At 43.9% G+C, this 24,734-nt stretch carries 21 protein-coding genes, 2 tRNA genes, 1 pseudogene and 1 other annotated feature; of the genes and pseudogenes, 22 read left to right on the top strand and 2 right to left on the bottom strand.

Translation table 11 applies throughout. The features are described 5' to 3' along the window. Window positions 1-160 precede the first annotated feature (160 nt). The 7 genes from ilvN to DWX28_RS07165 all read left to right on the top strand — a co-directional run bounded on the left by ilvN (window position 161) and on the right by DWX28_RS07165 (window position 7,694). Window positions 161-658, top strand: coding sequence for an acetolactate synthase small subunit (gene ilvN, locus DWX28_RS07195; RefSeq protein ID WP_022214762.1), 498 nt, complete (start codon window positions 161-163; stop codon window positions 656-658). A gap of 89 nt (window positions 659-747) precedes the next feature. Continuing rightward, a complete protein-coding gene (gene ilvC / locus DWX28_RS07190; RefSeq protein ID WP_022214763.1) occupies window positions 748-1,767 on the top strand; it encodes a ketol-acid reductoisomerase in 1,020 nt (339 codons plus the stop codon). A 304-nt stretch (window positions 1,768-2,071) separates the two neighbouring features. Next, on the top strand, window positions 2,072-2,560 hold the full coding sequence (locus DWX28_RS07185) for a signal peptidase I (RefSeq protein ID WP_118252286.1): 489 nt from the start codon (window positions 2,072-2,074) through the stop codon (window positions 2,558-2,560). Beyond that, window positions 2,557-3,210 carry a TasA family protein gene (locus tag DWX28_RS07180; RefSeq protein ID WP_022214765.1) on the top strand — a complete coding sequence of 218 codons (654 nt, stop codon included), beginning with the start codon at window positions 2,557-2,559 and terminating at the stop codon, window positions 3,208-3,210. Before DWX28_RS07185 ends, DWX28_RS07180 begins: the two co-directional genes overlap by 4 nt. Window positions 3,211-3,241: 31 nt before the next feature. Further along, window positions 3,242-3,793 (top strand): SipW-dependent-type signal peptide-containing protein, encoded by a 552-nt coding sequence (locus DWX28_RS07175; protein WP_118252285.1) that lies wholly within the window; start codon window positions 3,242-3,244, stop codon window positions 3,791-3,793. A gap of 14 nt (window positions 3,794-3,807) precedes the next feature. Then, window positions 3,808-5,028 carry a hypothetical protein gene (locus DWX28_RS07170; RefSeq protein ID WP_118252284.1) on the top strand — a complete coding sequence of 407 codons (1,221 nt, stop codon included), beginning with the start codon at window positions 3,808-3,810 and terminating at the stop codon, window positions 5,026-5,028. Further along, complete coding sequence (locus tag DWX28_RS07165) at window positions 5,025-7,694, top strand: isopeptide-forming domain-containing fimbrial protein (RefSeq protein ID WP_158565291.1); 2,670 nt, start codon at window positions 5,025-5,027, stop codon at window positions 7,692-7,694. The genes DWX28_RS07170 and DWX28_RS07165 overlap by 4 nt, the downstream gene beginning before the upstream one ends. Before the next feature lie 72 nt (window positions 7,695-7,766). On the opposite strand, the gene DWX28_RS07160 is transcribed toward DWX28_RS07165, so the two are convergent. Next, window positions 7,767-7,840, bottom strand: a tRNA-Pro gene (locus DWX28_RS07160). A 127-nt stretch (window positions 7,841-7,967) separates the two neighbouring features. On the opposite strand from DWX28_RS07160, the gene DWX28_RS07155 reads away from it, so the two are divergent. From DWX28_RS07155 to DWX28_RS19855, 14 genes are all read left to right on the top strand, one after another. Continuing rightward, window positions 7,968-8,903, top strand: a complete 936-nt coding sequence (locus DWX28_RS07155) for a hypothetical protein (RefSeq protein ID WP_118252282.1) — start codon at window positions 7,968-7,970, stop codon at window positions 8,901-8,903. Between the two features lie 19 nt (window positions 8,904-8,922). Continuing rightward, window positions 8,923-9,564, top strand: a complete 642-nt coding sequence (locus tag DWX28_RS07150; protein WP_118252281.1) for a hypothetical protein — start codon at window positions 8,923-8,925, stop codon at window positions 9,562-9,564. Between the two features lie 22 nt (window positions 9,565-9,586). Continuing rightward, complete coding sequence (locus tag DWX28_RS07145) at window positions 9,587-10,312, top strand: transglutaminase domain-containing protein (protein WP_118252280.1); 726 nt, start codon at window positions 9,587-9,589, stop codon at window positions 10,310-10,312. Window positions 10,313-10,333: 21 nt separating this feature from the next. Further along, a complete protein-coding gene (locus DWX28_RS07140; protein WP_118252279.1) occupies window positions 10,334-11,134 on the top strand; it encodes a hypothetical protein in 801 nt (266 codons plus the stop codon). Between the two features lie 72 nt (window positions 11,135-11,206). Further along, window positions 11,207-12,718 (top strand): MBOAT family O-acyltransferase, encoded by a 1,512-nt coding sequence (locus DWX28_RS07135; protein ID WP_118252278.1) that lies wholly within the window; start codon window positions 11,207-11,209, stop codon window positions 12,716-12,718. Beyond that, window positions 12,705-13,673, top strand: coding sequence for a hypothetical protein (locus DWX28_RS07130; protein WP_022213748.1), 969 nt, complete (start codon window positions 12,705-12,707; stop codon window positions 13,671-13,673). Before DWX28_RS07135 ends, DWX28_RS07130 begins: the two co-directional genes overlap by 14 nt. A gap of 123 nt (window positions 13,674-13,796) precedes the next feature. Beyond that, window positions 13,797-14,051: a binding site (T-box leader), on the top strand. 62 nt (window positions 14,052-14,113) lie between these two features. After that, a complete protein-coding gene (locus DWX28_RS07125) occupies window positions 14,114-15,769 on the top strand; it encodes a 2-isopropylmalate synthase (RefSeq protein WP_118252277.1) in 1,656 nt (551 codons plus the stop codon). Between the two features lie 187 nt (window positions 15,770-15,956). Continuing rightward, window positions 15,957-16,775, top strand: coding sequence for an FAD binding domain-containing protein (locus tag DWX28_RS07120; RefSeq protein ID WP_118252276.1), 819 nt, complete (start codon window positions 15,957-15,959; stop codon window positions 16,773-16,775). Continuing rightward, a complete protein-coding gene (locus DWX28_RS07115) occupies window positions 16,765-17,232 on the top strand; it encodes a (2Fe-2S)-binding protein (RefSeq protein ID WP_022213745.1) in 468 nt (155 codons plus the stop codon). The genes DWX28_RS07120 and DWX28_RS07115 overlap by 11 nt, the downstream gene beginning before the upstream one ends. Before the next feature lies 1 nt (window position 17,233). After that, a complete protein-coding gene (locus DWX28_RS07110; protein ID WP_118252275.1) occupies window positions 17,234-19,528 on the top strand; it encodes a xanthine dehydrogenase family protein molybdopterin-binding subunit in 2,295 nt (764 codons plus the stop codon). A gap of 2 nt (window positions 19,529-19,530) precedes the next feature. Beyond that, a complete protein-coding gene (locus DWX28_RS07105; protein ID WP_118252274.1) occupies window positions 19,531-20,562 on the top strand; it encodes a DUF6077 domain-containing protein in 1,032 nt (343 codons plus the stop codon). 13 nt (window positions 20,563-20,575) lie between these two features. Next, window positions 20,576-21,382 (top strand): hypothetical protein, encoded by an 807-nt coding sequence (locus tag DWX28_RS07100; RefSeq protein ID WP_118252273.1) that lies wholly within the window; start codon window positions 20,576-20,578, stop codon window positions 21,380-21,382. 102 nt (window positions 21,383-21,484) lie between these two features. Then, a tRNA-Arg gene (locus tag DWX28_RS07095) sits at window positions 21,485-21,556 on the top strand. 55 nt (window positions 21,557-21,611) lie between these two features. Then, window positions 21,612-22,532: an SH3 domain-containing protein gene (locus DWX28_RS19855; RefSeq protein WP_227221885.1), complete on the top strand. Its 921-nt coding sequence runs from the start codon at window positions 21,612-21,614 to the stop codon at window positions 22,530-22,532. 97 nt (window positions 22,533-22,629) lie between these two features. On the opposite strand, the gene DWX28_RS07085 is transcribed toward DWX28_RS19855, so the two are convergent. After that, window positions 22,630-23,838 (bottom strand): polysaccharide deacetylase family protein, encoded by a 1,209-nt coding sequence (locus DWX28_RS07085; RefSeq protein ID WP_118252272.1) that lies wholly within the window; start codon window positions 23,836-23,838, stop codon window positions 22,630-22,632. A gap of 196 nt (window positions 23,839-24,034) precedes the next feature. Here DWX28_RS07085 and DWX28_RS07080 point away from each other — a divergent pair. Then, window positions 24,035-24,709: pseudogene (locus DWX28_RS07080) on the top strand (pseudouridine synthase); the annotation flags it as partial. Window positions 24,710-24,734 lie beyond the last annotated feature (25 nt).

The following is a 24,734-nucleotide window of genomic DNA, read 5'->3' as shown; positions in this document are numbered from 1 at the left end:
TACAAAAAAGGTAAGAAAAACCACGAAATATATGCATAGATATACAAATACAGCAAAATTTGACGTTGACAAACGGGCTAATGTTGTTATAATGTAAAACATGCAAACGATTTTACAATGGAATTGTTTACAAGGTTAAAGTGATGAAAGCAGGTGGGTTATGCAAAAGAGAATTTTGTCCCTGTTAGTAGATAACACCGCAGGTGTTTTGAGCCGTATTTCCGGACTTTTCAGCCGACGCGGTTACAATATTGACAGCCTGACAGTTGGTGTGACTGCAGATGAGCGTTATTCCAGAATGACAGTTGTATGCAGTGGAGATTCCATGATCCTGGAACAGATCACCAAACAGCTTGCCAAGCTGGTAGATGTAAGAGACATCAAGGTTCTTGAGCCGGACAACAGTGTGAGCAGAGAACTGGTTCTTGTGAAGGTCGCAGCAAGACCGGAGCAGAGAGAGGGAATCATTTCCATCGCAAATATTTTCCGTGCCAACGTCATTGATGTCGGCAAGACTTCTCTGGTCATTGAGATGACAGGAAGCAAGAGCAAGCTGAGTGCTCTGATCGACCTTCTGGGAGAGTATGAGATACTGGAACTTGCAAGAACTGGTATTACCGGACTTTCCAGAGGTGCCAGTGACGTAAAATTCTTATAAGGATTTTACATTAAACATGTTTGCTAAGGGCAGATACCCTTAACGATAAATTATGAAAAAATTTACAAATAGCTTAGGAGGAAACAAAGATGGCAAACAGGATTTTTTACCAGGAAGACTGTAATTTAGGATTACTGGATGGTAAGACCATTGCGATTATCGGCTACGGCAGCCAGGGACATGCACATGCACTGAACTTAAAGGAATCAGGCTGCAATGTCATTGTTGGTCTGTATGAGGGAAGCAAGTCCTGGAAGAAAGCCGAGGAGCAGGGCTTTAAAGTATATACAGCAGCAGAAGCAGCAAAACAGGCTGATATCATCATGATCCTGATCAATGATGAAAAACAGGCTAAACTTTACAAAGAAGATATCGAGCCGAACCTTGAAGAAGGCAACATGCTGATGTTCGCTCATGGTTTCAACATTCATTTCGGATGTATCGTTCCACCAAAGAACGTAGATGTTACTATGATCGCACCAAAGGCACCAGGACATACAGTAAGAAGCGAATATCAGGCAGGTAAAGGAACTCCTTGTCTGGTAGCTGTTGAGCAGGATTATACAGGTAAAGCACTTGACAAAGCACTTGCTTATGGTCTTGCAATCGGCGGAGCAAGAGCTGGTCTTCTTGAGACTACATTCCGTACAGAAACAGAAACAGACCTGTTCGGTGAGCAGGCAGTTCTCTGTGGTGGTGTTGTTGCACTTATGCAGGCTGGTTTCGAAACACTTTGCGAAGCTGGATATGACCCGAGAAATGCATACTTCGAATGTATCCATGAGATGAAACTGATCGTTGACCTGATCTATCAGTCAGGATTCGCAGGAATGAGATACTCTATCTCCAACACTGCTGAATATGGCGATTACATCACAGGACCGAAGATCGTTACAGCAGAAACAAAGAAAGCTATGAAACAGATCCTGACAGACATTCAGGATGGTACATTCGCAAAAGAATTCCTGCTTGATATGTCTGACGCTGGAAAACAGGTTCATTTCAAAGCAATGAGAAAACTGGCTTCCGAGCATCCGTCAGAAAAAGTCGGCGAGGAGATCCGTAAACTGTACAGCTGGAACGGCGAGGATAAACTCATCAATAACTAAGGAAATTTTAAGGCGCACCCGTCAGGGTGCGTCTTTTTTTGATGTTTTCTGACTTTTGGCTGTCGAAACAGGGGGAACGAATCTGGTTGACTTTCTTTGGCTCACAGCGTATGATAAGACCATCTGAAACAACGGCAGACATCTCTGCCACGGACTCTTCTTCTGAAGAGGATCTTTAGAATTCCATTTTTATTATTTTTTAATTTTAACTGCAAAGGGGCGTACTCTATGACGGGACTTTTGCGGGGCAGGCCTCCGCCGTAAGATCAATAAAATATCCTACATAAAAAGAAAGGCAGGATTTATGAAAACAGCAGAAAAAGCAGGACGGCTTTTTTTCGCGGTGCTTGGACTTGCAGGTCTGCTGTTGCTGATACTTCCCCGGGCCGGAATTTCTGTAGATATGGTTCTGTCCGGTTCCATGGAACCAAAGATCAGGACGGGAGGACTTGTATTTACAGATACCAGCCGGAAAGACCCTCAGATCGGAGATATCATCACATACAGCCTGAATGACAGTTTTGTGACACATCGTGTTATACGCAGAGAAGGCAGTATGCTGATCACAAAGGGCGATGCAAATGACGGGGAAGACCTGGCACCGGTAAGTGCAGAGCAGGTGCTCGGAACGGTAGTGTTTACAATACCGTTTCTTGGATATATGGCAGCTTTTATGAGACGAAAGACAATTTGGGCCATATGTATTCTGATGATTTCGCAGGAATTGATTTTTATAGTTCAGAATGAACTGACAGAAAGGAGAGCGCGAAAGAAAGCGCGGGCAAAAATATGAAAACAAACAAAAAAAGAAACCTCAAAAAAGCAGGATTTGTAGCAGGAGTTTTATGTCTGGCATCTATCGGTGGTGTATCTGCTTACCTGACAGATTTTGATAAAGCAGATAACCAGTTTACCGTCGGCAAAGTATCTATTGATCTGGACGAGCCTGGATTTAAACCGGAAGAACAGACAAAAATCGAGCCGGGAAAAGACGTAAAAAAAGATCCACAGATCAAAAATACAGGAGTAAATGATGCATTCGTCTATCTGGAAGTATCCATTCCGATGGCAGAAGTAGAGGCAGCATCAGAAGATGGAACACGATTAGGCAAAAGAGAACAGGAACTGTTTTCTTTCCAGACGCCGACAAACTGGACAAAATTAAGCTCCAAAAAAACAGGAGATAATCAGGTCTATGTCTATGCATATAATGAAGTGTTGAAGCCGGAGCAGACAACAAACACTTTGTTTGATTCTGTAAAATTCCTCAATATCATTGAGGGGCAGATCGATGAGAAAAATCTGAGTATTCCGATCAGAGCCTATGCAATTCAGACATCGTATACCGGAGGAGATTCTGCAAGTGTTGTTGACCAGGCAAGAACAGCGTATGAGAAATATGTAAATCAGAATAAAGGACAGGAAGGTCAGGTTACTCCGTAAGAAAGTGCAGAAAGAAAGCAGGTAGTAAGACATGAAAAACAGGAAGAAACTGGCTGTCGCATGTGCGGCGACACTGGGCTTCATCCTTGGAATCGGTGGTACGAATGCATATCTGACTTCTTATGACCAGGTAGTAAACGTGGTTGGCGTGGGGAAGAACACGACAAATATCGTAGAAGAATTTCCCACACCATCACCTCTGCCCGGAGATGAAGATTCTGAACTTCCAAAAATAGTATGGGTCGCAAATGGAAATGTGCAGGGCGAAGAGGCTTCGGTCGACTGTTATGTAAGGGTATCACTGGGGTATTCCAACTCTGATATAGGCAGGGCAGTGACATTGAAGCAGATAGATCGGACAAACTGGGTGGAAGCAGATGACGGATTTTATTATTACAAAAAAGTCCTCCGGGAAGGAGAGAAGACAACGCCTCTCTTTTCAGGAATCTCCGTAGATTCTTCGAAACTTGAAAAGACATATCTGGATCAGATCGATGCATTTGAAGTACAGGTTTATGAGGAGTCTGTGCAGGCTGCCGGATTTGAGGATTACAGAAGTGCCTGGGAATTTTATCGGACTTAAAGGATGGAAGAACTATGAGGAAAAGAACAAAGATAGCGGCAGGAATTCTTTCTTTGAGCATCCTGGGGATATCAGGCGTGTATGGATATTTTTCGGACACTTTGCAGGTTGTGAACCATATCTCTGTGGGGGATATCAAGATCAGTGTGGAAGAATTTGAAAAGAAGGGAACAAAAGAAGTTCTTTACAACAATAAAGGAGATGTCCTTCCCGGGGCAGTGGTATCCAAGATCCCAAGGATCACAAACCGTGCTCTTCCGTGCTGGGTGCGCGCCAGAATCTTGTATACAAATGACCGAAAAGAACTGGAAGGTCTGGACGATACGAAACTTTCCGGTTTTTCTTCTAAATGGATCAAACGCGGAGAGTACTATTATTACACCAGTATCCTGAAGAGAAAAGAGACGGTCGATCTGTTCCAGAGTGTACATATTCCGGCATCCTGGAAAAAGGAGCATGAGCTTCAGAAACTGGGGCTGACCATTCAGGCAGAAGCAATCCAGGCAGCGAATTTCACACCGGATTTCAGTGCCATGTCGCCATGGGGAAATCAGCTGATTCGGCAGTGTATCCATGAAGAAGACGGAGCAATGACCTGCAAAAAGCCGCAGACGAAGCTGTCAGTGGAATTTAACGGAAAGGCGCATAAACTCCTGTCTGTGCCGGGAGATTTTTTTACAAATCTCGGAACTGCGATGCCGGGAGATGTGCTTACAGATACGATCACAGTGTCCAATACTACAGACAGTGCGGCGGAAATTTTGTTCCGAACCAGCACGGAAGGAAGAAACAGTGAGCAGATTGCGATGCTTAAGGATGTAAAACTTACCGTGGCAATGGGAAATAAGATTCTGTACAGCGGGACTTTGGATTCCACGGGTCTTGCCAGAAACAAAACGCTGGGAATTCTGGAAGCCGGACAGAAAGGAAGTATGAAGTTTCGGCTGGAGATTCCGGCAGAGTGGGATAACCGTATGGCACAGAAAAAAACAGATGTCACATGGATCTTTACTGTTAATGAAGAAGAAAAGACATCATCTTCCGATTCAACAGGAGGATCCGAAAGCGGGGAAAGTACTGCCCGGCCGGCAGTGACCAGAGATAACGGAAGCAAACAGGCAGACCATGTCAAAACAGGTGACTCGTCAGCAACAGAACTTCTGTTGATCCTTCTTCTTGCTTCTGGTGGCATGGTTCTTGTAATCAAAGCATGGAAAGGAGGCAGAGGAGTATGAAAAAAAGAATAATATCAGGAATTTTTGCTGCATTATTTGCTGTTTCTGCTGTTACGGGAATCTCTGCTGCCTCAGATTCTGTGTTTCAGGAAGAAATACAGGATGAGTTTCAGGATGCAGATGGAGATGAAGATATATTTATGCCCGGAGACGAAACAGAGAAAGCTGATGACGAAGATTTTTCAGAAGATGCGGACGGAGATTCTGCTGAGATATCCGAGACAGATTTTGAAGAAAATATGGAACCGGATTCTTTCGATGTGACAGTCAGAGCAGAACAGGGAACGATTGTATTTGAAACGGATCTTCTGCAGCTTAAAGAAGAACAGGAAAAGCTGAGTGCCGATGAACTTTTGCAGATGCAGGAACGAGAACATCTTTTTGTGGCAGGAGAAGCAGTGGGTTTCTATATCCATCCATTTGAAGGATATGAGTGCACAGAAGTAACAGCAGAAAGTGAAGGAGAAGCTGTTTCGGTAACTCTGGGAGAAGATCAGAGATATGAGTTTGTTATGCCGGAAAGTTCTGTGATTCTGAATGCAGAGTTTGAGAAAATTCCCGGGGAAGAAAATGAAGAAGCAGAGATTTTCAATGACGGAGAAGAAGCGGAAGCAGTAAGTACTTCTGCCAGGTCTACAGCAGTCAAGGCTGTGGCAGCAAATTATAAGATGAGACCAGAGTATGCCTTTGCATATGCTTTTCGAAAAGGTAAGACGAAACTTACGGAGGTGCAGGGGGCTTCTGCAAGCCTTCCGGCTAAACTGGATGCGCAGTTTGGTTGGTCCCAGAATGGTGCAACAAATTACAAGAATACCTTTTCGGCATGCAGTATTCAGAATGCTGCACAGAAGGGAAAAATTTCTGCAAAGTATACAAATGTAGGGGAATATAAGGGCAAAATTGTAGACCTGAAAATTACAGTGCCGGAATGGGGTACGGTAAGCTATACACATATGGGTGTTGACAATACTGTGATTTCTCCATGTATTCTGTTTTATAATGACAGGATTGCCTTTTCAACACTTTCTGTAGGAATTGTGCGCTTTAAGTTTGAGTTCTTCGATCATGAAACCGGAGATCAGATTTCTCCTAAAGGGCATGTGACGATGATGGACCTTGACGGAGGTCAGGGATTTCGTGTTTATGACGGATGGGGCGTAGATGCCATGTATATCCGAAGCGGGTACGAGCATCTACAGGCGACGACCGGAACTACAAGTAATGGAACGGTATACACAGAAGTATGTGCTCCGGAAGGAACATCAACAGATAACAACGATGTAAAAGGCTGGTGTCATGTAGATTTTAATAAGTCCTTTACAGTAAACTGGCTTGCAGGTGCGGGTGGACTGACAGGAAAAACTCCGTATTCAGCGTTTTTTATGTCAGGGGCACAGACAGTTGGAACCTATGAGCCGAATTCGGAACCTGAGAAGAAAGTCGGAGCTGTTGATTCGTCTTATAGCAGCATGAAACGACGTGAATCGGAATCGGATACAGCAGCGGAAAAACCTTATACTATCCCAAAGACCAAGGAATTTGATTATATGATCTCACAGACAGTTCTTCCGGGAGATTACAAAAAATTTGAGGTCACGGATCAGCTGGATTCCTGCCTGGAGTACAAAAGTGCTTCTGTCGAAACTGCTCAGGGGAATGATGTCACGCAGCAGTTCACGATCACTGCTACGAAGAATACAGTGAAGTTTGCGGCTGCGAGCAGCTTTCTGAAGACTGATGCGGCCTGCAATAATGTAACCTATTATTTCAGGATCCATGTAAAAGCCAAAGCAGACAGTGTGATTGCCGCTCATGGGCATTATAAAGACGGTATTTATTATCATATTTCAAACCAGGCAAAACGACGTCTTGATTCCTCACAGATGGCAGACACCCAGAAAACAAATATGTCATGGGTACGTGGGATTATTGAAAGGAACTGCAGCATCCGCAAAACAGATGCGGCAGACAGCACGAAAGACCTGACAGGAGCAGTATTTCAGGCATATGCATGGGATGAACAGAAAAAGAGTTATGCCATTACGGGAGAGCAGTTTGCGTATACGGAGAAAACGAAATTATATACGAAAAAACTGCAATATACAGACCAGAACAAAGGAAAATTCAGACTGGTCGAGACACAGGCACCAGAAGGATACCTTGGGAACTGGAAAGAAGATATCTCTATTCTGGACGAAAACCAGGACTTTGCGCTGGAAGTGTCAAATGAAGGAATACGTCCGCCATATGGTGAGATAACGATAACAAAAAAGATCCTGGAGAATGATATTATCTGGGCGCATGGAAATCCGGTTTTCCGGTTTGTGGTAAATGGAACAGATCGGAAAGGAAAAGCGCACAGTTACGAAAATTATGTAGAGTTCAGACAGGAAAATTACGAAAAACAGGGAGACTATGCCGTTTTGAGCTGCACAATAGCCAAAGTTCCATTTGGAAGTTACACGATCAGTGAAAAAGAAACGCTGCGTTATAAATTTCAGGGTATCACAGCAAATACTCCCAATGTACAGATTACAGGCAGAGAAGGAACAGCAGTTCTGGACAGTATAAATGAGACAGCAGCAGTTACCTTTACCAATCTGAAAACACGTTATGACGGCTACAGTCATACAGATGTCGTGAGAAATATCATACCAGTCGCATAAAAGAATAAAATAAAACAAAAAGGCTTCCGAACGACCATAACGTCCAGAAGCCTTTCCTGTTGAATAAGAACATCGGGGAAATGGGATTTGAACCCATGACCTCACGGCCCCCAGCCGTGCGCGCTACCAAGCTACGCCATACCCCGAGAATATGTAGTATTATAGCAAGCAGAAAATACTTTTGCAACTGCTTTTTTTATTTTGATGGTCAATTGATTGAAATTGTCCAAAGAATATATTATAATGTAAAAAAACTGGAAAGGAGAGGAGGGAATGAAATTGGAAAGAAGTAGTTGGGCTGGCAGAACGATGCTGGTGGTATTCTTTTTTGCATTGATCCTTTCATGTGGAGCAGGGGATGTTCATGCGGCAGTGAATAGCAGCGCGAAGACTTCAGCATCCACTGGTAAGGGAAGTACTTCGAAAGTCAAGAAGGGACTTATCTGGGAAAAGGGTGGTTATCGCTATTATGTCAATAATAAACCTGTCCGGAATACATGGAAGATCATCAAAGGTAAATATTACTGGTTTCGTGAAAATGGCGTAGCAGCCAGAGGTGGGGCATGCAATGTAAGAGGGATATATTATGTATTTGATATGAACTCTCACAAAGTGACACCTGGAAGCACGAAAGTCGTAAAGATAAACACATACTGGTTTATCGTCAACAAATATGGTAAAGGCGTTGGCGGATGGCAGGAAGTAAACGGCAGAGTCTATTATGCTTACAAAAGCGGCAGATGCATAGTCAACAGGACTATAAGCGGTCTCAGGCTTGGCAAGAACGGATATGCGGTGGATACCATGCAGGCACGCTGTAAGATGGCAGCAAGGAGATTTATTGCAAATCATACAACAGCAGGTATGACCAATCGTCAGAAACTGCGGGCATGCTTTAATTATATTATAGGTTATAATAGATTTGTAGGAAGCATGGATCCTACCCCTGCTGAATTCAGAAGCCGCAGATGGGTATATAAATACGCAGTTCAGATGTTTGAAAACGGTCTGACAGGAAACTGTTATGGAATGGCAAGTGCAGTCGCAGCAGTTGCAAAGGAACTGGGATATCAGCCGTATGTGATCACTCTGGCAGAGGGACACAGCTTTGTGATGATAAATGGACGCTATTATGATAACATGTATGGAGCTTTATTTGATGCGGCTTCACGCCCGTCTTATGTAGCACAGTATAAAATAAAATTTTAAATAAAAAAGGAGAATCAACATGAAAAAAACCAGAAAAATCTTGGCAGTAGCACTTTTCCTGCTGCTCATGCTGACACCGGTTGTTTCAGTTTCTCAGCCAGTCACTGTGCAGGCTGCTGCAAAAACAACCCTGAAGAAATCAGGCGGCAGATATTACGCTTATGAGAATGGCAAGAAACTGTGTAATGCTTGGCGTAAGATCAAGAGCGGCAAGGTCAGCTATACCTATTACTTTGGAGCAAATGGTGCAGCCTATCAGGCCGACAAAGAAATGATGGGAAAATACAGTGTAATTGTCAAAAAGATCAAGGGTCAGTATTATGGCTTTGATTATCTGGGACACAGAGTTAAGGGAGTACGTGTGGGAAGTACCTCTGCATATGGAATGCCATATGTATATTACTTCAACGCAAACGGGACTTACAACAAAACAAAAACAGCACAGTTGAGAGCTGCTTCCAGAACAAACAAAAATGCAACAACAATCAAGAAACTTCTCGGAAAATACAAAAAATACAAAATTTCCAAAAACAGTTGTTTCAGAAATGGAAACGGAGTGGATATCACCTATACTTATGATAATGTAGAGTTATCTGTATTCCGTCCAAAGGGTAAGAGCTATAAATATGATGTTGTAGAGAGCCTTGTTTCACGCTACTAAGAAAGAAGAGGGAGAATCTAGCATGAAGAAAAAATTAACAGCACTCGTTTTAAGTCTTGTGATCGCAGCAATGCCGGCAGCAGCTCCGGTTATGAATGTACAGACCGTGTCAGCGGCAACAACCAAAGCAGCTGTTCTGAAAAATACATGGAGCAAAGATCATAAATATTATTATGACAAAAACGGCAAAAAAGTAAAAGGAATCCGTAAGATCGGCAAATATACCTATATCTTTGATTCCAAATATACACTTGTGAAAAACAAGAAATATTACAAATACAACGCAAGTACTTACTACAGGATCGATACTCGGGGACGTGCAACCAAACTGTCTCAGGTAGAGACACTGGCAGCAATCCGTCTTCAGAAATGTGGCGGTAACTTAAGAAAAGCGTTTAACTGGTCAGCATCTCTTCGCTACAATGGAAACTACAAAGTGGCAAAGAAAAACCAGACATATTATGGAATTTATGGTTTCCGTACAGGAAGTGGTGACTGCTATGTGATGGCAAGTACATTTTACTGGATGGCAAAGGTTGCGGGATATAATGCACATTATGTAACTGGTTACGTAAACAAAGGTAAAGGCAATGGACCTCATGCATGGGTTGAAATTAAGGTCAAAAACAACACTTATGTATATGATCCAAACTTCCAGAAGGAATACGGACCGAAAGGTTACACAGGATATGCAGTCAAATACGGACAGAAAGGTACTTTGAAGTATATCAAGAAAAAAGTCTACTAAAAAGAGAGGCAGGACAGGTAAATGAAGAAAAAAATCGTAACAATTTTAATGACAGCGGCAATTGGAACCAGTCTGTTAGCAGGCCAGGCTGTTATGGCAGCAGACACAGAAACAGCGACAGAAGCCAAAGCAGATGATACCGGGGATTCCAAAGAAACAGAAGAAGAAAAAACAATCGGTAAAAAACCGGAAACAGATAAAGACGCAGAGGGTGTTTTCAGCCTGAAATTCAAGAACCTTACAGGTAAGGTGATTACAGAAGTGACTGTCAAGAATGAGAAAGATGAGAAATATCCGGATAATTTCCTCGAAAAAGATGACAAGTTTGCAGCAGATGAAGAAAGAACACTCTGGTTTGACCCGAATGCAGACACAGAAGATGCAGCAGAGACAGCAGATGACAAGGACACAGAAGAAGCATCTGAAACATCTGAGCCGGAAGTTCAGAAATATGATATGCAGATTACATTCGAAGATGGAACAACTGCAACACTTCATACACTTCCGTTTGGCGATACAGAGGAAGCGGAACTTCATCTTGAAGGAGAAGTTGCTTATATTGTATTTGACAGCAAGGATCTGAAGAAATCTGTCAATACAAAGGAAACAGAGCAGGCACTGGTACCGAAACCGACAGAAGCACCGGCACAGCAGACATCCTCACAGACAGAGGATTACAGCTATGATTACAGCTATGATGATTACAGCTACGATGACTACGGTTATGATGATTCCGGAGATTCTGACGGCGGAAGCGATGATTCCGGAGATTCTGACGGCGGAAGCGATGATGGATGTCTGGACAATGCGATTTTGAATTAATCAGTCAGGCAGGGGCACTGCATTAAGTAATTAGTGCAGTGCCTTATTCTGGCTTATGCAGGAGAAAATATCATGTCATTAGTATCAAATCTTTTTTTATTGTTTGTAGCGGCAGGAGTTATTGTATATTATCTTGTGCCTGCAAAGTGGCAATGGCTGGTGCTGTTGGCTTTCAGTTATATTTATTACATAGCGGGAGGCATCAGATATGTTGGCTTTCTGCTGTTTTCCACGTTTGTAACCTGGCTGACTGCGCTTGCCATAGAAAAAATGGAAACAGCAGGGAAACACAAAACCGCAAGGAAATTTGTGATCCTTGGGCTGGTACTTAATTTTGGAATGCTTGGTCTTGTGAAATACACAAACTTTGCAATAGAGAATCTGAATGCCCTGTTTCATATGAATCTGAGGGGAATGCAGATTCTGCTTCCACTGGGCATTTCCTTTTATACCTTTCAGTCTTCGGGATATATTCTGGATGTATACTGGAAACGATGCAAAGCAGAACATCATCCCTTGAAATATGCGCTGTTTGTATCCTTCTTCCCGCAGATCCTTCAGGGACCGATCGGAAGATACAGCAGACTGGCACATCAGCTTTATGAGCCTCATAAATTTGAGAGCGCGAATATTACAAGAGGTCTTGAGAGAATTCTCTGGGGCTTTTTCAAAAAAATGATCCTGGCAGATTGGTCAGCGGTTTTTGTAGATGCAATTTTTGATAATCCGGATCAGTATGGCGGCCTGGCAATCTTTGGAGTCCTGTTTTATACGATACAGCTGTATGCGGATTTTTCTGGTGGAATGGATGTTGTAATTGGTATTGCTTCCATGTTTGGAATTGAACTGGATGAGAACTTTACCCGTCCGTTTTTTGCAACGTCTATTACAGACTTCTGGCATCGCTGGCATATCACCCTTGGTACATGGATGAAGGACTATGTTTTTTATCCGGTGACGCTTTCCGGATGGATGAAAAAATTTGGAAGATGGGCAAAAAAAGTCTTTGGAAAGAAAACAGGTCGTACTTTACCGATCTGTCTGTCAAATCTGATCGTATTTTTTGTAGTTGGTGTGTGGCATGGTGCAGCATGGAAATATATCGTATATGGTATGTATAACGGTATTATCATTGCGTTCAGCGGCCTTATGGCAGGAAACTACAAGAACTGGAAGAAAAAGCTCAATATTACGGGAAAAGAGAACTGGTATTATGTGTTTATGATCATCAGGACTTTTGTTCTGGTAAACATCAGCTGGTTCTTTGACCGTGCAGATACCGTTGGACAGGCACTTCATATGATGAGACTGGCGGTGACCAGATTTGCGCCGGCAGAACTGCTTCTGATTCCGGCAGGCAAGGAGGGAACAGCATTTACACCTTATGCATTGCTGATTCTTGCAGTTGGATGCATGATTCTGTTTATTGTCAGCGTTCTTCAGGAACGTGGTATCAGAATCAGGGAGACGCTGTCCAGATGTAGTTTACCGGTCACAGTGGCAATTTATTTTTGCCTGCTGTTATCCATTGGTTTCTTCGGATCAACAGCGGCAGTAAGGGGATTTATCTATGCACAGTTTTAAAAAATTTTCAAAAGCAGTTCTCGTCATTGCAGTCTGCACAGCAATACTGATACTGCTGGATACAGCACTTTATCCCTGCACTTTTATGAGAAACGATGTACATACAGTTGTAACACAGCAGTTTGATGACATTATTCTGGGAACTTCTCATGGTAAAATGGACATTGATCCGGAGTCCATGGAGGAAGTGAACGGACGTACAGGACATAATCTCTGCGTAGGTGGTGAATATGGGATTGATGCATATTATCTTACAAAGCTGATCACAGAGAAGCAGAAACCGAAACGAATCATTTATGAAGTGGATCCGGGATATTTTGTTACCGAAAAAGAAGAAGGAAACAACTATCTGCTGTTTTATCATGAATTTCCAGTCACAAAAGCGAAGGCAGAGTACTTCTGGAATTCTATTGTGAAATGTAATTTCCGAACAGTTTTGTTTCCGTGGTATGAATATTCACTTAGCTATGAAGTTCCAAAGATCAAAGAGACTTTCACACAGAAATTGAAAAAAGATTACAGCATCGAAGGGTTAAAGAGTGATTCTCAGGAATATCATGAGAGTGGATTTATCGAAAGGTATCCGGTGGATGTAAAGAAAATAAAGAAAACAGAGCCAAAACTGTTTGAACAGGATAAAGTCAGCAGCCAGAATATGGAATACCTCCAGAAGCTGATTTCATTCTGTAAAGAAAATGACATTGAGTTTGTGGCAGTAACCACACCGGTTCCAATTGCGGCATTGAAGGATTACAGTGATAATTATAATGCGGCGTGGAAGTATTTCGGTAAATTTTTTGAAGAGCAGGATGTAGAATATCTGAACTTTAACACACAGTACTTCAAGGTATTTACACATGACATGAAGGCATACACAGATTATGATGGTCACATGAATGGTGACGCGGCAAGACAGTATTCCAGAATCCTGGCAGAACTTCTGGATAAAAAATAATATTTACGTACCGGATTTCAAATAAGGAATCCGGTATATTGTTTTAAAGGGAACTTTTGAAATTCACCCTTGACAAGAATGAAATGTCATGTTAGTCTTACTACATCAGAAAAAGCAAAATGATGAAATGCAATGATAAGGAATAGTACATGCAAACCGGAGCGCAGAGAGCTGTCGGCTGGTGTAAGGCAGCAGAAGGAATCCATGGAACTCGCCTTTGAGCATCTGTCCGAAATCCGATAAGGAGAGTAGACACAGACGGTATCCACCGTTATATGGAGAGGATATAAGGATCCAATGATCCCGTATCCCTTGAGTGTATGAAACCGTTCATAAATAAGAGTGGTACCGCGAAAGTTACTGTCTTTCGTCTCTTACAATAGTGTAGAGATGAGAGATTTTTTTTTGCACAGAATTTTTTACAAGATGGAGGAAAGATCATGGAAAACGTAACAAAATATCAGAGACAGTATTTTATGCCGCCAGTGAGATGCATGAAATGGGCAGAGAAAGAATATGTAGACAAAGCTCCAATCTGGTGCAGCGTTGACCTTCGTGATGGAAACCAGGCCCTGGTCATCCCGATGAGCCTGGAGCAGAAGATCGAATTCTTCAAACTGCTCGTAGAGATCGGTTTCAAAGAGATCGAAGTTGGCTTCCCGGCAGCATCTGAGACAGAATACACCTTTATCCGTACTCTGATCGAACAGAACCTGATCCCGGATGACGTAACCATCCAGGTACTGACTCAGGCGAGAGAGCATATCATCCGCAAAACTTTCGAGGCTGTCAAGGGCGCACCGAAAGCGATCGTTCACGTATATAACTCTACTTCCGTAGCACAGCGCGAGCAGGTATTCAAGAAATCCAAAGAAGAGATCCTGAAGATCGCTGTAGACGGAGCAAAACTCCTCAAAGAACTGGCTGACCAGACAGAAGGAAATTTCCAGTTTGAATACAGCCCGGAGAGCTTTACAGGAACAGAACCGGAATACGCGCTGGAAGTCTGCAACGCAGTTCTGGATGTATGGAAACCGACCGCAGACAACAAAGCGATCATCAACCTGCCTGTTACCGTACAGCATTCCATGCCTCATGTATATGCAAGCCAGATCGAATACATGTGCGAAAACATGAAATACCGTGAAAACGTTATCGTTTCCCTTCATCCACACAATGACCGTGGCTGCGGTGTCGCAGATTCTGAGATGGGTCTGCTGGCAGGCGCTGACAGAATCGAGGGAACCTTATTCGGAAATGGAGAGCGTACCGGAAACGTGGATATCGTTACTGTTGCAATGAACATGTTCTCCCAGGGCGTAGATCCGAAGCTTGACTTTTCCGATATGCCGCATGTATGCGAAGTATACGAAGAGTGCACAGGCATGAAAGTTGACGAGAGAAGCCCGTACAGCGGTGCACTTGTATTCGCAGCTTTCTCCGGATCCCATCAGGATGCGATCGCTAAAGGAATGCACTGGAGAGAGGAAAAAGACCCGAGCCGCTGGACAGTTCCATATCTGCCGATCGACCCGACCGATGTTGGAAGAAACTACGATGCAGATGTTATCCGTATCAACAGCCAGTCCGGAAAGGGCGGCGTAGGCTATATCCTGGAGACCAAGTATGGTCTGAATCTGCCGCCTAAGATGCGTGAAGCTATGGGTTATGCAGCCAAAGCCGTATCCGACCACAGCCACAAAGAACTTCATCCGGATGAGATCTTTAACCTGTTCAAATCCACTTTCGAAAATGTGGTGAGCCCATACAGCATCAGCGAAGTACATTTCCAGCAGAAAGACGGTGGAATCGTTACTCAGGTAACTTCCAGCTTCAATGGAAAGACAGTTATAACAGAGGCAACCGGAAATGGTCGTCTGGATGCAGTCAGCAACGCACTGAAGAAAGCTTACGAACTGAAATTTACACTGGTTACCTACCAGGAGCATGCGCTTGAGAAGAGCACCAGTTCCAAAGCGATTGCTTACGTAGGAATCCAGAAACCAGACGGAACTCTCTCCTGGGGAGCCGGCGTTGACCCGGATATCATCCGTGCATCCATCGATGCACTTGTAACTGCGATCAACAACCGTTAAATGAAAATCAATCATCTCTTTCTTTTCCGCAGTTCTCCGCAAAACTGCGGATCAGAAAGGGATTTTTTTATGCATGTTTCACAGAAAAATCGATCCCTCTGGAAATTTCGGAATTTTTCTGCTAAAATTAAATAATGTATGCCTTTATACCTTTAAAATTGGATGAAAGAAAGGAATCGATGCACAGATGCTAAAGATTAAAAGCTATGTGAAAGTAAACAGCATTGAGGAAGCATATGAGCTGAATCAGAAAAAAACAGCGATCGTGCTTGGCGGAATGGTATGGCTTAAGATGGGAAATCGAAATATTTCCACAACTATTGATCTTTCCGGACTTGGACTTGCTGGCATTCAGGAAACGGATGAGGAATTCGTGATCGGATGCATGACGACTTTGAGAGAACTTGAGACTGATAAGAGACTGAATGAATATACGCAGGGGGCCGTGAGAGAAAGTGTCCGGCACATTGTTGGCGTGCAGTTCCGAAACTGTGCGACTGTCGGCGGCAGTATCTGGGGACGATACGGTTTCTCGGATGTACTGACCATGTTCCTGGGGATGGATACCTGGGTAGAACTTCACAATGCAGGAAAAATCCCGCTGACAGAGTTTGTGGATCGGAAGAAAGATAACGATATCCTTGTAAATATTATTGTAAAGAAGCAGCCTCTCCGCGTCTGTTATATGAGCCAGAGAAATACAAAGACAGACTTTCCGGTACTGACCTGCTGTGTTTCTCTGATCGGAAACGAAGCGAGGACAGTGATCGGTGCAAGGCCTGCCCGTGCCATGGTCGTAGAGGATCAGGAAGACATCCTTGGAAATTTTGACCAGAAGAGTGAAGAAGCAAAGAAAGAAGTAATTCAGAAATTTGCAGACTATGCAGCAGAACATGTTCCGACTAGCGGAAACATGAGAGGATCCAAAGAATACAGAACCCTTCTTGTAAAAGTTCTTACGAGAAGAGCCTGGGAAGTAGTAGGGGGAATGAAGGATGAATATTAAATTCTGGCTGAATGGAATACAGCGTCAGGAAGAAGTCGATCCGGGAATGCTCCTGATCGATTTTCTGAGGGAAAAAGGCTGTTACAGTGTCAAGAGAGGCTGTGAGACAGCAAACTGTGGTCTCTGTACGGTGTTGATGGATGAGAAACCGATCCTTTCCTGTTCCATGCTCGCTGTAAGGATCGATGGAAAGAAGATCGTGACACTGGAAGGACTTCAGAAAGAAGCAGAGGAGTTTGGAACTTTTCTTGCAAATGAAGGTGCAGAACAATGCGGCTTCTGCAATCCGGGATTTATCATGAATGTGATCGCGATGCTCCGTGAACTCGAGGAACCGGATGAAGAGCAGATCAAGGAATACCTTGCAGGAAATCTGTGCAGATGTTCCGGTTTTGTCTCCCAGACCGCAAGTATCCTGAAATACCTTAATTATAAGAAAACACAGGAGGAAGCATAAAATGAAATATGTAAATCAACCTGTCCAGAAAACAGATGCCATGGCACTGGTAACAGGAAAGCCTGTGTACACGGACGACCTGGCACCGAAAGATTCCCTGATCGTCAAAGTCCTGCGAAGCCCTCATGCCAATGCATGGGTCGACACGATCAAGACGGATACAGCAAAGAAAGTTCCTGGCATCGTCTGTGTTTTTACCTATGAAGATGTTCCGCAGAAGCGTTTTACACTTGCAGGACAGACTGCACCGGAGATGAGCCCGGATGACAGACTGATCCTTGACCGTCATGTGCGTTTTGTCGGAGATGCAGTTGCGATCGTTGCAGGTGAGACAGAGGCGGCTGTTGATCTGGCACTTAAGCGGATCAAGGTCAAATATCAGGTGGAAACACCGGTCTTCGACATCCACACTGCAAAAGATAATCCGATCCTGGTGCACCCGGAGGAGGACTGGAAACTCAAGATCCCGCTTGGCGGCGATAATAAGAGAAACTTATGTGCTACAGCAAGGGAAGAACATGGTGATGTAGATAAAGTCTTAAGTGAATGTGCATATACGGTAGAACACACTTATCACACCAGGGCAAACCAGCAGGCTATGATGGAAACTTTCCGTACAGCATGTTATATGGACCATTTTGGACGTCTGATCGTACTTTCTTCTACACAGATTCCTTTCCATATCAGAAGAATCGTAGGTCGTGCACTGGATATTCCGGCATCCAAAGTTCGTGTCATCAAACCAAGGATCGGCGGTGGCTTTGGCGCAAAGCAGACTTCTGTCAGTGAGATCTACCCGGCATTTGTAACCTGGAAGACAGGCCGTCCGTCCAAGATGATCTATTCCAGATATGAATCGATGATCTGCTCCACACCGCGTCACGAGATGGAGATCACTGTCCGTGCAGGTGCAGATGAGCACGGTATCATCCGTGCACTGGATGTCTATACACTGTCAAATACCGGTGCGTATGGAGAACACAGTTCTACAACCGTAGGATTAAGTGGTCACAAATCCATTGGACTTTACCGACATACCGAAGCATATCGTTTTTGTTTTGATGTCGTTTATACGAATGTGCAGGCAGCAGGAGCTTACCGTGGATATGGAGCAACGCAGGGTATTTTTGCGGTTGAATCTGCGGTCAATGAACTGGCACACAAGATGGGAATGGATCCGGCCAGGATGAAAGAATTGAACATGCCGGTAGAGGGCGGTCCGCTTCCGGGATATCCAGATGTCCCATATGCACAGAGCTGTGCAATGGATCGCTGTATGGCAAGAGCAAAGGAAATGATGAACTGGGATTCCAGATCACTCTCCCAGGATATGGGCAATGGCAAAGTACGTGGTCTGGGTGTTGCGATGGCAATGCAGGGTTCTTCTATTGCAGGTGTTGATGTCGGCGGTGCAGACATCAAGCTGAATGAAGATGGTTCCTACACTCTGGCACTTGGCTGTACAGACATGGGAACCGGATGCGATACTGTCATGGCACAGATTGCTGCAGACTGTCTGGAGACTCCGATGGAAAATATCGTAGTATTCAGTGTAGATACTGATATTTCTCCATATGACTCAGGTTCCTATGCATCTGCAACAACCTATACAACCGGTATGGCAGTCGTAAAAGCCTGCCAGGAGCTCCGCAAAAAAATCTGTGAACTCGGAGCAGAAATGCTGCAGACAGAGCAGGAGAACGTTGATTTTGACGGCTCTTATGTATTCTGTGCCGAGGATGAGAATAAAAAAGTTTCTCTCGAGGAAATTGGGCTTAAGAGTACTTTCTTTAACAATATAGAACTGCAGGTAGTGAAACAGCATTCCTCACCGCTGTCCCCTCCGCCGTTCATGGTCGGAATGGTCGAGGTCGAAGTAGACAAAGAAACAGGAAATATAGATGTTCTTGATTATGTTGCTGTTGTTGACTGTGGAACACCGATCAACCCGAATCTTGCCCGGGTGCAGACCGAGGGCGGTATCGTACAGGGAATCGGAATGGCACTGTTTGAGGATGTACAGTATACAGATAAGGGAAAGATCCGCAACAATTCCTTCATGCAGTACAAGATCCCGAGCAGAATGGATATCGGTAAGATCCGTGTTGATTTTGAGAGCAGTTACGAGGAGAGTGGCCCATTCGGAGCGAAATCCATTGGAGAGCTTGTCATTGATACCCCGTGTCCGGCACTTGCAGAAGCAATCTATAATGCAACAGGAGTCCGTGTACGTGAACTTCCGATCACTCCGGAGAAGATCGCGATGGGGATCCTTGAAAAAGAGATGGAGAAATAAATATGGAAATGGCAATGAAGGGAATCCTGGCTGTTTTCTGGCTTATCCTTGTACCGGTTGCTGTGGGAAGACTGCCGTTTGTCAAAAGACGGCAGCCCCTTCTGACTGAACGTTTCGTGAGCGGTTATCTGATCCTTTTTTCGATCATGGAGGTTCTGACCCTTCCAATGACGTTTCTGAAAATGCCGCTGCATGTGCTGGTGATTTCCTATGGAAGTATCGCACTGATCCTGGCTCTGACAGGTGTTTTTGTGACGGTGAAGGCGAAAGATACTATTCGTCTGTCCGGTATTTTTGACAGAGAAAAAATCTATTTCTGGATCGCACTGATCCTGATTCTGGCACAGATGGCAATGTGTGTTCTACTGGCACATATGGATGCAGATGATGCTTTTTATGTGGCTCAGGCGACCTCTGGCGTACAGACGGATACGATCTTTGAAATTATCCCATATACAGGACAGAAGTATTATGGTATTGCAAGCAGATATATACTTTCTCCGTTCCCTGTATTTCTTGCGGTGGTAAGCCAGCTCAGTGCGGGACTTCATCCAGCGATCATGGCGCATATGATTTTCCCGGCAGTTTTTCTTCCGGTAGTTTACAGTGTTCAGTATCTTCTTGGAAAGAAATGGTTTCCCGGTGATAAAAGAGCGCAGGGAATGTATTTGTTCCTGACAGCATGTATCTGTAGCTTTTCAGCATATTCTGTATATAATTCAGGAAGCTTTCAGATGATTCGTATCTGGCAGGGCAAGGCACTGCTGGCATCTGCTTTTCTGCCGCTTCTGCTTTATATCTGCCAGTCTGTGCTCATGGAGAAAAAAACGGAATATCCCTGGGTTCTTCTTGCAATGGCAGATTTAAGCTGCTGCCTTCTGTCGTCTATGGGAATCATTCTGGGGACAATGATGCTTGGAGTTTTTCTACTGCTTTGCCTGGTGATTCACAGGGACTGGAGAGCTTTTTTGAAGGGAATCATCTGCTGCATTCCTTCTCTGGTGCTCGGAGTTTTTTACATTTTGATTGTGTGAAGGATAAAAGAATATGATGAAAGAAATGATTAAAAAATCTTTGGGATTCTGGAATAATTACTGGGGGAGCAGCATTTTTCCATATCTTCTGGTAATTGCACTTCTTTATCTGCTGATTTTTAAACACAAAAAGAAAACGACCCGGTATGTACTGGCATATGTTTTTCTGATGCTTTTTCTGTTCTTTTTTCCATATACGGCAAAAATCATACAGAAATGTATAGGAGAGAATGTTTACTGGAGAGTTTTGTGGCTTGTACCATCAACATCGGTGATCGCACTGGCATTGACAGAGTTTATCCGTGGAAGGAAAAGCTTCCTGCAGCCGGTTCTTCTGGTGCTTTTTGCAGGAATGATCGCCTGGGGCGGCAAAGAGTTTTATACAGAGGGCTACTATCATAAGGTAAATAATTATCAGCAGGTTCCGGACGTAGTTGCAGGAATCTGTGAACTTGCGAAGCAGGATGCAGATGGAAAGAAATTCCTGCTGGTGGCAGATGAGTATGTCAGTTCGTATATTCGTGTTTACGATCCATCGGTTTATCTTCCGTTTGGAAGAAGAGGATCCGGCGGTGCGGTAGGGGCGAGGAGACAGTTGTACTTCGAAATCAATGCACCTGCATTTAATTACGCAAATATTGCAAAATATGCTGAATGGGTTAAATGCAACTATCTTGTGGTAAAAATTCCAAATGAACAGCAGAAAGAGGAACTGGAAGCCTGTCACTATCAGGAGCTTGGAGTAGTCGGAGAATACAGTGTTTATCGGCTTGGAAATTCAGTAGAAGAATACAGAAGTCCTTTGCTTGGAGAATCGTAACTACAATTTTATGCAATTGTGTATATAAAATAAAAAACTTTACTTTTCAAGTAAGATGTGATAATATATCATGTGTTAAGAGTATTGCGTCTTAACACATTTGCACCTGTAGCTCAGTGGATAGAGCAGTGGTTTCCGGTACCATGTGCGGGGGTTCGATTCCCTTCAGGTGTGCTGCACTGGGTAATGGGTCTGCCTCGGTGCGTTGTAATTTAAGGAGGACAAGAACTTGGATAATTTCAGGGAATGGTTATCGGATAACCTTCGCTATTTTATGCTTGGCGGAGCAATTCTGATAATCGTAGCTGTATTGTTCTTTGGCGTTCGTGCCTGTATTGGAAGTGGGAAGGGTACTTCTAAGAAAGAACAGAATACAGTGGAGGACAACAGCCAGGGAAATGATCCTTCTTCTCCGGAAGATGATGGGGAGACAAACGACGGGAAGAAAGAAGAAGACACGAATCCCTTGGAAGAAGGCAGTGACGAGATCACCGCACTTATGAAGAGCTATTATCAGGCTTTAGGGGAAAGAGATATTACCACACTGAGAACACTGGTCAGCAATCTGACGCCTTCTGATGAGTCGCGAATTACAAATGCCAAAGATTATATAGAAGGATATCAGGTTGACCATGTATATGCGAAGAAGGGCATGGACGAGAATTCCTATGTAGTATATACACGTGGAAGTTTTATTTGTAAGGGGATAGATACATCTGCGCCTTCATTATGGAGTTCTTATATAGTCAGAGACAGTGACGGCAGTTATAAGATTCTGGGCGATCTGGAACAGAATAAGGAAGTTTCCGATTACATGGACTCACTGAAATTCGATGAGGATGTTAAGAAACTTACAGCAGAAGTTCAGGCAGATTATGAGAAGGCACAGCAGGATGACACAGCACTTGCTGCATTTTTGAATGGACTGGGAGAAGAGGTGGATTCCACCACATCACAGACATCGGATGGTACGACAATGACTGTTGCAGAGGGGTGCAATGTGAGATCTGCTGCCAATAGCGATGAGGATAATATCATCGGTGGTCTGGATGAAGGAGATCAGGTACAGGTTCTCGGTCAGGAAGGTGACTGGATTCAAATTGAATATGACGGGCAGACTGGATATGTATACAGTGGATTGCTTCAGTAACGTAAGGCAAAGGCACAGATTTTCTGTGCCTTTTGTTATGTCCGGGTTTATGGACCAAAAAAGAATCTGCGTTTTGGTGTATACGCAGATTTCTTTTTTATTGACCGGTAAAATCACCGTATGCGATGCCGGTGGTAAGTTCTGTGCCTTTGATTTTGGCAAGTTCGTGAATCGTGACTAACTGGTAGCCTTCCTCGATTAATTTCGGGATAAAAATCTCAGCAGCATCTACAGAAGTACTGAAGATGTCGTGCATCAGAATAATTGAACCATCCTGAACCTGAGACATGACAGCCTCTGTGATCTGACTGGCATCCTGCGTTTCCCAGTCCAGTGTGTCGATCGACCAGAGAATCATAGGGGTGCCAACGGTTGATCGTACAGAATCATTGATGTTTCCATATGGAGGACGAAGTACCGTGGCACCGTGTCCGACCAGATTGACGAGATCTTCATCTACACCTGCAATTTCGGCAGACATATCTTCCGGGGCAAGTGTTGTGAGATCTACATGGGAATAAGTATGGTTTCCGAGTTCACAGCCCAGAGATTCCATGCGTTTAACTTCATCAGGAAAACTGTCGATTTCTTTGCCGACCATAAAAAAGGTAGCTTTGGAATTGTTTGCTTCCAGACAGTCAAGCAGTCTGTTCGTAAAAGAACTTGGACCGTCGTCAAAGGTCAGAGCCACATATTTATCGGCTGTTTTTTCAGACGATTTATTTTTGGACTTTGAGGCTTTTGCTTTGGCAATGGGTGTTGTCGTGGCCTTTTTTGTCTTTGTTTTGTAGCCTTTCAGTGAACCGTCATCAAGAAGTTCATAGCTTTTTCCGTCGACAGTGACAACACCAGTCTGCATGATACCGTCCAGATCCATATAGTAACGTTTACCGTCTGCATCTACCCATCCGGTTTGCATAATACCATCTTTGTTGAAATAGTATGTTTTGCCGTCTGTGTCTGTGAGCCATCCGGTATAGGCTTTGCTGTCTACCATAAAGAGCCAGTCGCTTCCACTGGAAGTCCAGACTCCGGAAGCTGCCTCATCAGAAATTTTGCGTTCAGATGAAGATGGCTTCTCTGTAGGAGAAGGTGTGGCAGTTTCGGAAGGTGAAACGGATTTCTGGTCAGAATCAGGCTCGTTCTGTTCCTGGCTGTCAGATACAGAAGCAACTGACTGAGAAGGTTTCTCGCTGAGAACAGAAAAATCAGCATTTGACTGTCTGAGCGTGACACCAAGAACGAGACAGATAGCGATGGCAATGAGCAGCAGAAACGGATTTGTATGTTTTTTGCGGCTTGGCATGCCGTTTCCTCCTAACATTTATGAAAATAATACCGGGTCTGTCTGAGCTGTCTGAGAAGACAAAAGCCCGGACTTCTATACATGATACAATAATCGACACAAAAATACAAGAGTCCGTCAAAATTAAGGCTGGAATTAAAAGGAAAACCTGAAACTCTTTGTTGCGGTCAAAAAGAAAAAATTATATAATAGAACAATGGATAAAAAAATCAAAACAGAAAATACAGAAACGATCAGAATAAATAAATACTTAAGCAACGCAGGCGTATGTTCCAGGCGGGATGCCGATCAGCTTACCGATGCGGGGAGAGTTACGCTGGATGGCGTTGTGATAAAAACAGGAGAGAGGATAACGGCAGATGCAGAAGTCTGCCTGGACGGACACCCGATCACGAGAGAGAATAAAAAAGTCCTTCTGCTGTTTTATAAGCCGAGAGGAATTGTCTGCAGCACCAAGAAACAGCGAAATGAGACGACGGTGACGGAGTACCTTAACTATCCGCTGCGTGTCTATCCGGTCGGACGGCTGGATAAGGATTCGGAAGGGCTGCTGCTTCTGACGAATCAGGGCGATCTTGTGAATCGGATCATGCGTGCAGGGAATTATCATGAGAAAGAATATCTTGTGACAGTAAATAAGGAGATTACGGAGGATTTCCTTAAGGGCATGCGGGGCGGCGTTCCGATCCTTGACACGGTGACGAGACCCTGCACGGTAAAGAAAACCGGACGGAGAAGTTTTCAGATCATTCTGACGCAGGGGCTGAACCGTCAGATACGCAGGATGTGCGAATATTTTGGATATCAGGTGCAGACACTTAAGCGAGTCCGGATCATGAACCTGACCCTTGATGGGCTGGATCCGGGAGAATACCGTGAGATCCGAAAGGAAGAAT

Origin of the sequence: Blautia sp. AF19-10LB, assembly GCF_003461245.1 — a bacterium.
GTDB lineage: Bacteria > Bacillota > Clostridia > Lachnospirales > Lachnospiraceae > Blautia_A > Blautia_A intestinihominis.
The sequence above is the reverse complement of the archived record's forward strand: the minus strand, read 5'-3'. Positions and strand labels throughout refer to the sequence as shown.